This is a genomic window from Nonomuraea typhae, assembly GCF_009760925.1.
Lineage (GTDB): Bacteria > Actinomycetota > Actinomycetes > Streptosporangiales > Streptosporangiaceae > Nonomuraea > Nonomuraea typhae.
The window spans coordinates 330643-342726 of sequence record NZ_VRLV01000008.1 but is presented as its reverse complement, the minus strand read 5'-3'; the positions used below and the strand labels follow the sequence as shown (position 1 = coordinate 342726).

10 protein-coding genes are annotated in these 12084 nt (G+C 71.6%); 5 read left to right on the top strand and 5 right to left on the bottom strand.

Annotation, left to right across the window (positions count from 1 at the left end; genetic code table 11):
* Positions 1-90: 90 nt before the first annotated feature.
* Positions 91-2634 (top strand): bifunctional FO biosynthesis protein CofGH, encoded by a 2544-nt coding sequence (locus FVE25_RS30305; RefSeq protein WP_157250497.1) that lies wholly within the window; start codon positions 91-93, stop codon positions 2632-2634.
* A gap of 81 nt (positions 2635-2715) precedes the next feature.
* Positions 2716-4446 carry a substrate-binding and VWA domain-containing protein gene (locus FVE25_RS30300; RefSeq protein WP_246267649.1) on the top strand — a complete coding sequence of 577 codons (1731 nt, stop codon included), beginning with the start codon at positions 2716-2718 and terminating at the stop codon, positions 4444-4446.
* 78 nt (positions 4447-4524) lie between these two features.
* Here FVE25_RS30300 and FVE25_RS30295 read toward each other — a convergent pair whose 3' ends face one another.
* From FVE25_RS30295 to cofD, 4 genes are all read right to left on the bottom strand, one after another.
* Entirely contained in the window at positions 4525-4947 is a 423-nt protein-coding gene (locus tag FVE25_RS30295) for a DoxX family protein (RefSeq protein WP_157250496.1), read from the bottom strand.
* A gap of 2 nt (positions 4948-4949) precedes the next feature.
* Complete coding sequence (locus FVE25_RS30290) at positions 4950-5693, bottom strand: lytic polysaccharide monooxygenase (protein WP_157250495.1); 744 nt, start codon at positions 5691-5693, stop codon at positions 4950-4952.
* 96 nt (positions 5694-5789) lie between these two features.
* On the bottom strand, positions 5790-6971 hold the full coding sequence (locus FVE25_RS30285; RefSeq protein WP_157250494.1) for a coenzyme F420-0:L-glutamate ligase: 1182 nt from the start codon (positions 6969-6971) through the stop codon (positions 5790-5792).
* Positions 6968-7906, bottom strand: a complete 939-nt coding sequence (gene cofD / locus FVE25_RS30280; RefSeq protein ID WP_157250493.1) for a 2-phospho-L-lactate transferase — start codon at positions 7904-7906, stop codon at positions 6968-6970. The genes FVE25_RS30285 and cofD overlap by 4 nt, the downstream gene beginning before the upstream one ends.
* A 167-nt stretch (positions 7907-8073) precedes the next feature.
* On the opposite strand from cofD, the gene FVE25_RS56465 reads away from it, so the two are divergent.
* Entirely contained in the window at positions 8074-10485 is a 2412-nt protein-coding gene (locus FVE25_RS56465) for a hypothetical protein (RefSeq protein WP_157250492.1), read from the top strand.
* 317 nt (positions 10486-10802) lie between these two features.
* Positions 10803-11063, top strand: coding sequence for a WhiB family transcriptional regulator (locus FVE25_RS30270; protein WP_049564653.1), 261 nt, complete (start codon positions 10803-10805; stop codon positions 11061-11063).
* Between the two features lie 75 nt (positions 11064-11138).
* Here FVE25_RS30270 and FVE25_RS30265 read toward each other — a convergent pair whose 3' ends face one another.
* Positions 11139-11558, bottom strand: coding sequence for a metallopeptidase family protein (locus FVE25_RS30265; protein WP_157250491.1), 420 nt, complete (start codon positions 11556-11558; stop codon positions 11139-11141).
* A gap of 149 nt (positions 11559-11707) precedes the next feature.
* On the opposite strand from FVE25_RS30265, the gene FVE25_RS30260 reads away from it, so the two are divergent.
* Positions 11708-12076, top strand: a complete 369-nt coding sequence (locus tag FVE25_RS30260; RefSeq protein ID WP_157250490.1) for a DUF3499 domain-containing protein — start codon at positions 11708-11710, stop codon at positions 12074-12076.
* Positions 12077-12084 lie beyond the last annotated feature (8 nt).

Sequence of the window (12084 nt, the reverse complement as noted above, 5' to 3'; positions counted from 1 at the left end):
CAAATCCTGGATAAAGCCCGACTCTTACTGGGGCGGTTTCCGGAGGGCTGGGTGCGGCAGTCAGACCCAGGGGGCCGTATCGTGCCGCATATGACTCTGGTCAGTGATTCTGCTCTGCGCCGGGCGCTCGCCCGTGCCCGCGACGGCAAGGCGCTCGACGTCGCCGAGGCGACCGTGCTGCTGCACGCCCGGGACGGGCACCTCGACACATTGCTCGAACACGCCGGGCGGGTGCGTGACGCCGGGCTGCGCAACGCCGGGCGGGACGGGGTGATCACCTACAGCAAGAACGTGTTCATCCCGCTGACCCGGTTGTGCCGCGACCGCTGCGGTTACTGCACGTTCGCCACCGCCCCGCACAAGCTGCCCGCGCCCTTCCTCAGCCCCGACGAAGTGCTGGAGATCGCCCGCCAGGGCGCCGCGCTGGGCTGCAAGGAGGCGTTGTTCACGCTCGGCGACCGGCCGGAGGACCGCTGGCACCAGGCGCGCGAGTGGCTGGACGCCCACGGCTACGACGACACGATCTCCTATGTGCGCGCGATGGCGATCCGGGTGCTCGAGGAGACCGGCCTGCTGCCGCACCTGAACCCCGGCGCCATGACCTGGCGCGACTTCCAGCGCCTCAAGCCGGTCGCCGGCTCGATGGGCATGATGCTGGAGACCACCTCCACCCGCCTGTTCACGGAGAAGGGCGCCGCCCACTACGGCTCACCCGACAAGGACCCGGCGGTACGGCTGCGCGTGCTGGAGGACGCCGGCCGGTCGAACGTGCCGTTCACCACCGGCATCCTCATCGGCATCGGCGAGACCGTCCAGGACCGCGCCGAGTCGATCTTCGCGATCAGGAAGGTTGCCCGCGAGTACGGCGGCATCCAGGAGGTCATCGTCCAGAACTTCCGCGCCAAGCCGGACACGGCGATGCGCGGCATGCCCGACGCCGACCTGCACGAACTGGCCGCCACGATCGCCGTCGCCCGCCTGGTGCTCGGCCCCAAGACGCGCATCCAGGCGCCGCCCAACCTCATCGGCGGCGAATACGAGCTGATGATCAGGGCCGGCATCGACGACTGGGGCGGCGTCTCGCCGCTCACCCCCGACCACGTCAGCCCCGAGAAGCCGTGGCCGCAGATCGACGAGCTGGCCGAGCGCACCGCCGCCGCCGGGTACGGCATGCGCGAACGCCTGACCCTCTACCCGGACTACGTCCTGGCCGGCGAGCCCTGGACCGACCCCCGGGTGATGACGCACATCAGGGCGCTGGCCGACATGGAGACCGGCCTGGCCAGGGAGGACGCCGTCGTCCAGGGCATCCCCTGGCAGGAGCCGGACGGCGGCTTCAGCGCCTCGGGCCGGGTCGACCTGCACACCGCCGTGGACACCGAGGGCCGCACCCACGACCGCCGCGACGACTTCGACCACGTCTACGGCGACTGGGACGCCCTGCGCGAGCGCCTGCCCGCGGCGCCCGCGGCCCTGCTGGGCGACCTCGGCCACGCGCTGCGCCGGGCTGAGGCCGACCCGGCCGGGCTGACCGACGCCGAGGCGGTCACACTGCTCGGCGCCGACGGCCCCGCCCTGGACGAGCTGGCCCGCATCGCCGACGACCTGCGCCGCCAGGCCGCCGGCGACGACGTGACCTTCGTCGTCAACCGCAACATCAACTTCACCAACGTCTGCTACACCGGCTGCCGCTTCTGCGCCTTCGCCCAGCGGCGCACCGACGCCGACGCCTACACGCTCAGCCTCGACCAGGTGGCCGACCGGGCCGCGGAGGCGTGGGACGCGGGCGCGACCGAGGTGTGCATGCAGGGCGGCATCCACCCCGACCTGCCGGGCACCGCCTACTTCGACATCGCCAGAGCGGTCAAGGAACGCACCCCGGGCATGCACGTGCACGCCTTCTCGCCGATGGAGGTGGTCAACGGGGCCAGCCGTACCAATCTCTCGATCGAGGACTGGCTGCACGCGGCGCGCGAGGCCGGGGTGGACAGCCTGCCCGGCACGGCGGCGGAGATCCTCGACGACGACGTGCGCTGGGTGCTCACCAAGGGCAAGCTGCCCGCGGCCGAGTGGATCGAGGTGATCACCACCGCCCACCGAGTCGGCATCCCGACGACCTCCACGATGATGTACGGCCACGTCGACAACCACCTGCACTGGGTCAAGCACATCAAGCTGATCCGGAGCATCCAGGAGGAGACCGGCGGCTTCTCGGAGTTCGTGCTGCTGCCGTTCGTGCACCACAGTGCCCCGATCTACCTGGCCGGCATCGCCCGCCCCGGGCCCACCGCGCAGGAGAACCGGGCCGTGCACGCGCTGGCCAGGATCCTGCTGCACGGCGCGATCAAGAACATCCAGTGCTCGTGGGTCAAGCTCCGCGACGACCTGTGCCGGGAGGTGCTCCAGGGCGGCGTCAACGACCTGGGCGGCACGCTGATGGAGGAGACGATCAGCCGCATGGCCGGTTCCGAGAACGGCTCCTACAAGACGATCAGCGAGATGGCCGAGATGGTCGCCCCGACGGGCCGCCCGTTCCGTCAGCGCACCACCGAGTACGGCCGGCCGGACGACGAGCGGCTGGCCGCTTCGGCCAAGAGCAACGGCGTCTGCCGTAGCGTGCTCAGGATCGTTTAGCTATAACAAGTTCTACCCGACCTTGCGCCGCCCCCGGGCGGCGCTGGGAGAATCATCACTCCCCGAGGAGAGGTAGCAACCGTGCGGTTGGCTCGACACCGCGCCGGGCTGACGCCTGAGCAGCGACGGAGGCAGGCGCTCAGCCGGGGATTGCTGGCGGGGCTGACGGCCCTGGCCGTCGTCGTCGCCGGGATCGTGTTCGTCTTCGGCGGCGGCGGCGCGCTGTGCGCGACACGGGAGCCGGTTCTCGTCGGCGTGGCCGCGGCGGTGGACGTGGCGCCGGTGGCGATGCAGGCGGCCGAGCGGTTCAACGAGACCAGGACGGCCACGGGCGGGCGCTGCATCCTGGTCCAGGTGACCGAGCAGCCGCCGGCGACCGTGCTGCGCACGCTGATCGGCGACCGGGCCGGCGTGCTGCGCCAGCGGCCGGACGGCTGGATCGCCGACTCCTCCGCCTGGATCCGGCTGGCCCGCAAGCAGGGCGCCAGCGCGCTGCCCGCGGGCCGGAGCACGGTGGCGACCTCGCCGCTGGTCTTCGCCACCCGGCAGTCGCTGGCCCAGCGCTTCGCGGTGGGCAGGACCGAGATGAACTGGCGCATGGTCTTCCCCTCGACCGTCCGCGGGCGGCTGCGGCCCAACACCAACGAGCCGGACGTGGTCCGGGTACCCGATCCGTCGCTGGCCGGGGCGGGCATCGCCACCGTCGCCGCGGCCCGGGACGTGGTGGGCACCGGCGCCGCCGCCGACCGGGCGCTGACCGCGTTCGTGCGCTGGGCGCAGGCGGGCTCGGCGCCGGACTACCGCTCGATGCTGGCGGCGGTGGACGACCGGGCGTTCTGGCAGCGGCCGGTCGTGATCGTGCCCGAGCAGTCGGTGCGCGAGCACAACCGGCAGCCGTCGGCCGACCCGGTGGTCGCCCTGCACCCGCGCGAGGGCACGATCAACCTCGACTACCCGTACGTCGTGACCGCCACCGACCCCGAGGTGGCCGCCGCCTCGACCGCGTTCGCCGACTGGCTGCGCGGCGACGAGGCGCAGCAGCTGGTACGGCGGGCCGGGTTCCGCTCCGGCGACGGCACGCTGGGCCCGATCTCGCCGGGTCCGCAGATTCCGGCGGAGACCCCGAGGACCCGCCCGTCCATCTCACCGGCGGAGATCGACGCCGCCCTGCAGGCGTGGAGCAGGCTGGCGCCGCCGACCAACATCCTGGTCCTGGCCGACACCTCCCGGCACATGTCCGGCGACCTGGGCCTCGCGCTGTCGGCGGCGAAGATCGGGCTGCAGTTGTTCCCCGACTCCACGCACATGGGCATGTGGGAGTTCGCCGACACGCTGGGCGGCCGGGCCAAGGGCTATCGCGAGCGCGTGCGGCTGGGCCCGATCAACGAGCCGGAGTCCGGCCAGGTGGTCCGGCGCGGCAGCCTGGACGCGCTGACCTCGACCCTCAAGATCCACCCCGGCCTGGACAGCTCGCTGCACGACGCCATCCTCAGCGGTTTCCGGGAGGTCTCCACCGGGTTCCGCGAGGAGATGAACAACACGCTCCTGATCATCACCGCCGGCCGGGACGACGGCAAGGGCCTGACCCGCGAGCAGCTTCTGGAGCACCTGCGCAAGGAATGGGACCCCGACAAGCCGGTGCAGATCGTCGTCATCGCCTTCGGCTCGGGGGTGGACCGCGCGGGACTGTCCGAGATCACCACGGCCACCAACGGCTCCCTGCACGTCGCGCAGGAGCCGAGCGAGATCATCGAGGTCTTCCTGGCCGCGTTGGCCCGCCGTCTGTGCCACCCCACGTGCAAACCGACGTGAGGGCGTGAGGGGTACGGCGGGGCCTCAGGCACCCGATTCCCGCCGCACGGAGCGGGTGCCGTCTGCGCAGGTCCCCGGTCAGGGACCTTGGGGAACCTTCACCTTGAAGCGGTGGCGGAGATGCGCCACCACCGTGTCCAACGACCAGGGGCCGCTCCCGATGAACACGAGAATCAGGAACGACCAGCAGAACAGGGCGGCGAGCTCACCTCCGTTGATGATGGGGAACAGTCCCTTGGGCTGGTGCACCATGAAGTAGGCGTAGGCCATCTCACCCGCGGCGAGGAACGCCGCGGCGCGGGTGGCCAGGCCCAAGAGGACCAGGCTGCCCGCGGTGAGTTCGATGAGCCCCGCCCACCAGCCCGGCCATTCGAAGACGGCCGGGGTGCCGCCACGAGGGCCGCCAAGGAATCCGAAGAGCTTGACGGCCCCGTGACAGGCGAAGAGCAGCCCGATCACGATGCGGAAGAGCGACACTCCCGCGTCACGGACTTGTTCCATGGTCAGATCCGCTGCCAGAGCGATGGGACGTTGGGGGGTTCCCAGCCCGCGATGGCGGTGTGCGGCTGAAGGCAGCGGTAGGACGATCCGCCATAGGTGACGGTGCTGCCCGCGGTGTAGGACGTGCCGGCTGCCCAGGTGCCGCCGGGGTTGGTCGGCGTGGGCGTCGGGGTCGGGGTGGGCGTGGGCGTGGGGGTAGGAGTGGGCGTGGGGGTCGGGGTGGGCTGGCCGGGGCCGCCACCGATGTTGACGTCGATGCAGGCGTAGAACGCCATGGCCGTGTCGGCGATGTTCCAGATGGCGAGGACCTTCTGGCGGCCGCTGAAGCCGGACAGGTTCACATTGTGCGAGACCGTGGCCGGTGGTTGCTGGCCGTTGCCCGCGACGAAGCCGACGCGGGTGCCGCCGATGTAGTACTCGTAGGAGAGCGTCGCGTGCCTGGCGGTGAACGTCCAGCTGAAGGTGGTGGACGTGCCGACGTTGGTCACCGGCCAGGGCTTGCTCTCGTCGCTGAGCGGAGCCCAGCGCGAGTCTCCGGCGTGGCAGTTGCGCTGGCCCTTGGCGCCTTCGACGCTCTGCGGCTCCCAGACGATCGGCCCGCAGTTCTGGACCTTGCCCAGCTTGCAGTTGTACTGCCTGCTGGGCGGGGAGTTGACGTAGCCGTGGGCCATCGCCGGGGAGGCGGCGAAGATCGTGGCTGACACCACCACGACCAACGCGCTGAGTAACGTGAGCACCCGTCTCATGGAAATGCTCCTTTACATGGGGGGATACCTCGAATGTAAAGGAAAGTTTCCTAAGGGTAAATGGCTCCTTTACCCCTAATGGCAGGACATGTCAGGTCAGCGCAGGACAACGCGGGACACAAGATCTTGGGGCTCCCGGTCCGGCGGCGTCACCGCCGGGTGACCCACGGCCACCAGGCCGACCGGCCGCCACCCCGCCGGAAGGTCCAGAACCGCCTCCCGGCCGCTCGGCGGCGACCACGCCGACCCCAGGCCCTCCATCGCGAGCTGGACCAGCAGATTCTGCACCGCCGCCCCCGCCCGCGCCGCCGCCGCCTCCCCGGGCTCGGTCACACACGGCACCAGCAGGTACGGCACCGCCCTGCCCAGCACCTTCTCCCGCACGTCCGGCGACTCCACCAGGACGAACCGGGTCCACCCCTCGTCCGGAGCGGCGAAGGCGGCCGCGACCGCCTGCCGTACCACTGCCGGGTCCACCGGCTCGGCGGTGAACTCGCGGACGGTACGGCGGGCGAAGACGACGTCGCGTGAGCCGTACCGGAACAGGTCCTCGTCGGCGGGGCGGATCAGCGGGCGCACGCCGGGACCGTCCTCCTCGGTCACCAGGTGCGCGAGGCCGCGCACGATCGCGACCGGCACGCCCGCCAGCTTGCCCTTCACCAGCTCGGCCGCCGCCGCGATCTCGTCGGCCAGCGCGGTCACGGTGGCGTTCAGCGGGTTGCCGTAGGCGTCCTCGCCGCCCCTGAAGTCCTCGAGAGGGAGCACGCCCGCGGCGCCGATGGCCACGTCGGTCAGGCCGTGCCGCCACGGGCGGCCGAAGGTGTCGGAGACGATCACGCCGACCCGCGGGGTCAGGCCGGCGCGGATCCGGCGGGCCGAGGCGTCGCTGTCCTCCGGCAGCAGCAGGACCGTGCCCGGGGCGACGTTGGAGTTGTCCACCCCGGCGGCGGCCATCACGAAGCCGTGCCGGGTCTGCGCGATCACCATGTCGCCTCGCCTGGCCACGACGCGCTCGGTCTCCTCGGCGATGGCGGCGCTGCGGTCGGGGGCGTGCCGCAGGCGGTTCTCCGCCTTGCTGACGATCTTCGAGGTGATGACCACGATGTCGCCGTCCCGGAGACCGGCGCCGCCGAGGAGGGCGGCCAGGTCGTCGCCCGGCCGTACCTCGGGAAGGCCCGGAACCGGCAGCACCTCGACCACGGGAGAGTCCACCGCGCCCCCGGGAGCGGCGGCCTCGGGGGCGGCGGCTTCAGGGGCGGCGGCCTCGGGAATGGTCATCGGCGCAGGTCCAGGGCGAGGTCGAGGGCGGCGCGGGCGATCTCCGCGGCCGTGCCGGCGTCGTGCATGATCAGGGGGCGGGCCTGCACGCGTACCCCGTCCAGGGCGACGCCCTCGTCCTCCGGGGCGACCAGCCAGCCGTCGACCAGATCCGCGCCGTACAGCTCCAGCACCGCCTGGGCGCTGGTCTCCACCCCGATCGCGGTCAGGCAGGCGTCGGCCATGCCGCGCACCGGCGCGCCGCCGATGATGGGGGAGACGCCGACCACGGTCTTGGCCAGCAGCGCGTCCTTGATGCCGGGGATCTGGAGGATGGTCCCGATGCTGACCACCGGGTTGGACGGCGGCAGGATCACCACGTCCGCCTCCGCGATCGCCTCCAGGACGCCGGGCGCGGGCCGCGCGGTGTCGGCGCCGATCAGGGCGATCGACTCGGCCGGGATCGAGGCGCGCAGCTTGACCCACCACTCCTGGAAGTGGATCGCCCGCCGTCCCTGCTCGTCGGTGATGACGACGTGGGTCTCGCAGCGGTCGTCGCTCATCGGCAGCAGCCGCACCCCGGGCTGCCAGCGCGCGCACAGCGCCTCGGTGATCTGCGAGAGCGGGTAGCCGGCCTCCAGCATTTGCGAGCGCACGATGTGGGTGGCGAAGTCGCGGTCGCCCAGCCCGAACCACTGCGGCTCGACGCCGTAGGCGGCCAGTTCCTCCTTGACGGTGTGCGTCTCCTTCTCCCGGCCCCAGCCCTGCTCCTCGTTGATGCCGCCGCCCAGGGTGTACATCACGGTGTCGAGGTCGGGACAGACCCGCAGGCCGAAGAGGGTGATGTCGTCGCCGGTGTTGCCGATGACGGTGATCTGGGCGTCAGGGGCGGTGGCGCGCAGGCCACGCAGGAAGCGGGCGCCGCCGATGCCGCCCGCGAGGGAGACGATGTGCATGTCACCCAGTCTTTCACCTGTCCAGGAAGCCAGTCTTACCCCTCCCTATGGCAGGAAAAATCCTCGCATTGATGGACATGAGAGGAACGAGCCTCCTGGGATCCCCGCCACGTAAGTCGGTCATGTGGCAAACTCCGTGGGGGCCAAAGGGCTCGATGGGGGTAGTTGTGAGCAAACTTGACGTCGGCCGGCTGAGAGAGCCGGCCGCCTGGACCATGCTGGCCGCCGGGGCCGGCACCACGCTGGTGGTGATCGCCCAGTTCCTGTTCGGCGTGACCGGGGCCTACGGGGACGGCCTCGCACTCACCGAACGCGGCGCCGACTCCCTCCCCGCCCTCGTGAGCCCGATCACCGCCGCACTGCTGGTGGGCGCGGCACTGCTGCTGACCAAGGTCGGCACACCGGCCAGGTCCGCGCAGATCGTCACCATGATCGCCGCGATCACGCTGGCGATCAGGACGTTGTTCGGCGTGTTCGCCTTCCTCGCCGGGCTTTTCAGCGGTGGGTTCCGTGGCGCGCTCGAGACGGTGCTGACCGGGCTGCCCCTGCTGGCGCTCACCGCTCTGGCCGCCCTCTACCTCATGCCCCAGGTCCTGCCCGCCCGGCGTCCGGTGACCACGCTCTCGCCGCAGCCGGGCTTCGGCCAGCAGCCGTACGGCGAGCAGTCTTTCGGCCAGCAGCCGTACGGCGAGCAGTCATACGGCGAGCAGTCGTACGGCCAGCAGAGCTTCGGCCAGGCCCCGGCCGACTTCGGCCAGCCAGGGGCCGGCGCCCAGCCCGGTTTCGGCGGTGCGCCCTCCGGAGTCGGCGCCCCTCAGCCCGGCTTCGCCGCTCAGCAGGGCTTCGGCCAGCAGCCCCCCTCCGGCCAGCAGCCCGCGTACGCCCAGCCCGGCTTCCCCCAGCCGGAACCGGGAACGGCCAACCCCGCCCAGCCCGGCTTCGCCCACCACGCCCAGCCCGGCGACCCGGCCTTCGGGCCCGCCGACCAGCACGGCGCCCACCCGGGCACGGCCCAGCCCGAGCAGCCCACCCCACAGCCGAGGGCCGCCCTGCCCGCCGCGTTGCCCGCCGCCCCCGAACCCCCTCAGTCCTTCGGCCACGCCGAGCCGCAGCAGGCTTTCGCGCCGGGTGAGCCGCAGCAGGCTTTCCAGCCCGGAGAGCAGCACTTCGGCCAGGCCGAACCGCAGCAGGGCTTCGGCCAGGCGGAGCCGCAGTTCGGCCAGATCGAGTCGCAGCAGGGCTTCGGGCACGCTGAACCTCAGCAGGCTTATGGCCATGCTGATGCGCAGCAGGCGTTCGGGCAGGCCGAGCCCCGGCAGACTTTCGGCCAGGCTGAGCCGCAGCAGGCGTTCGCGCCGGGTGAACCCGCGCACTCCTACGGCCAGAGCGGGGCGCAGCAGCCCTTCACCCCGGCTGAGCCGCAGCAGGCTTTCCAACCCGGCGAGCCCCAGCAGACCTTCGGCCAGGCCGAGCCCCAGCAGGCTTTCGGGCAGCCCGCCCAGAGCGGGGCCTATGCCACCCCGGCCCAGGATGCCTACGTTCCGCAGGACACGCCGCCGGTGCTCGGGGCCTACAGCTCCGTGGACACCCCCGCCCCGCCGACAGGCGGCTACAGCTCCGTGGACACCGCGCCGCCCGGCTCCGGCTACGCGACGCTGGACGCGCCTCCGGCCTCCGGCGGGTACTCCACGGTGGACACCCCGCCCGCCTCGGGTGGGTACTCCACCCTGGACACGCCTCCGGCCTCGGGTGGGTACACGCCCTCGGAAACCCTGCCCCCCTCGGGTGGATACACCCCGTCGGAGACGCTGCCCAGCTCCGGCTACACCCCCGCCCCCTACGTCCCGGCCGACAGCCAGCCGCAGCAGGGCGGATACCCGGCTCCGGCCGACAACCCGTACGCGCCGCCGCAGGGCAACGGGTTCACCCAGGACGCCTACGCCACCCCGAACCCCTACGCTCCGGCCGACACCCCGAACCCGTATGCGCCGCCGGCCGACAACCAGTACGCGCCTCCGGCGGACAACCAGCAGTACGCGCCTCCGGCCGACAACCAGCAGTACGCGGCCCCGCAGGACGGCAATCCGTACGCGCCTCCGGCTGAGCAGAACCCCTACGCCGCGCCGCCGCAGAACGGCGGGGCGGCCGGGCCGTACGGACAGAATGACCGGCCCTACTACGAGCGCCCGCCGGCGTTCGAGCAGCAGGGGCAGCCGTTCACCGGTCTGTCGGGCCACGAGTTCGCCCAGCAGCAGTACCAGGAGCCGGACCCGCCCGTGGACCCGCGTTCCCAGCAGCTGCTCGACGCCTACCAGCAGGCCGAGAACTACCAGCACTCCACCGCGGGCACCGCGCCCGACCTGCGGGTGCCGGACTACTCGGGGCAGCCGGCGACGTTCGACCCGTTCGCCGAGCCGCAGCAGCCGATTCCGCAGTACCAGCACCCCGGCGCGGAGGCCACGGTGCGGCTGGACGCGTCGGCCTTCCGGGGCGGCGACGCCCTCAACGACCCGCCGCGCCGCGGGGATGACCCGATCGACCCCACGGCCATCTACACCCCCAACGAGCCACGCAGGTAATCGACCGGCAAAGCACGGCTAGAGAGAAGGTGGGCCACGCGCGGGGGTCGATCCCGCCCTGGTACGGTTCCGACCGCTGAAAGCGTTGAACACGCCAGGTCAACGTCATGGATCATGGAAAAGGCCGGGCGCGAACACCACATGCCAAGCACACCGGGGCGAGTTCTGGTCTTTCCCCGGATACCGGCATGCCGCTTGACGTCACGTACGGCACGCGCGTGTAATTACAACCATGTTGTTACGCCTTCCTTTGGGTGGGTAATAAGGAAGGCGTTCATGGGGGGCTCCATTGCGGGCGGGCGGCAGGGAGGTGTGCAGTGACCGATCTGGTCATCGCACAGGACCAGCTTGATGCAGAAGAACTCGGCTGGCAGGAGCGCGCGCTGTGCGCTCAGACGGACCCGGAGGCGTTCTTCCCGGAGAAGGGCGGCTCCACACGTGAGGCCAAGAAGGTCTGCCGATCGTGTGAGGTCAGGGCCGAGTGCCTGGAATACGCGCTAGAGCACGACGAGCGGTTCGGCATCTGGGGAGGGTTGTCCGAGCGGGAGCGTCGGCGCATCAAGCGTCAGGCCGTCTAGCGAGTTGTCTGGTTCCAGGGGTCACACGGGCTGCCGTGTGGCCCCTTCGTGCGTCCCGGGCCGGCGGGTGCGGAGTCAGCCGTCGTAGCCCGGGTCCACCTCGTCGGGGGAGCGGCCGAGGAGGGCGGCCACTTGTTCCACGACGGTGTCGTGTACCAGTGCACCCAGGGTCTCGCGGTCGCGGGAGCGCGCCTCCAGCGGGCGGCGGTAGACGACCACGGAGGCCGGGCGGCTGCCGCGCGCCGGTTCGGCGCGGCCGAACGGGATCGGGTCGGCACGCCCCGGGCCGTCGCCCAGCTCGCTCAGCGGCGGCACCTCCTCGACGGCGAACTCCACCGCGGCCAGTTGCGTGCCCCAGCGCGGTTTGAGGCGCTCGACCGCGTCGAGGACGAAGTCGTCGAAGCGCTCGCCCCTGGACTTCGCGATCGGAACGTGCGAGGGGGCCAGCGGGCCGCGAAGACCGCGACCGTGGCGGTCGCGCCGGCGGGGACTCATCGGGCCAGTCTACGATTTGCGGCCCGCCGTACCGCCGCATCGGTACAGGTGGGTGTAAAGCCTGCGACAGGTGTCCGAATTGTGGCGACACGCTCGTTAAGAGCGCTCAGATAGTGGCGCCTCGGACTCTTACCAGATACGGTCCCTCCGTGAGCCCCGTCCGCCGCTGTTCCCGCACCGCTTGCAGCCAGCCTGCCGTCTTCACGCTCACGTACGTATACGCCGACTCGACCGCTGTTCTCGGCCCTCTGGCGACGTACGCCGAGCCGCACTGCTATGACCTGTGCGCCGAGCACGCCGAGCGGCTCACCGCCCCCCGCGGCTGGGAGGTGGTGCGGCTGCCCACGGACGGCGCCTCACCCAGTACCGACGACCTCGAGGCGCTGGCCAACGCCGTGAGGGAGGCCGCCAGGCCCAGCTCGTCCGGCACCGAGCCGGTCGGCCAGGGCGTGGAGGTCAGCCGCAGGGGCCACCTGCGTGTGCTCCGCTCCGCCCAGCAGCAGCGCGGGGACCGGTAGGCTCGTCT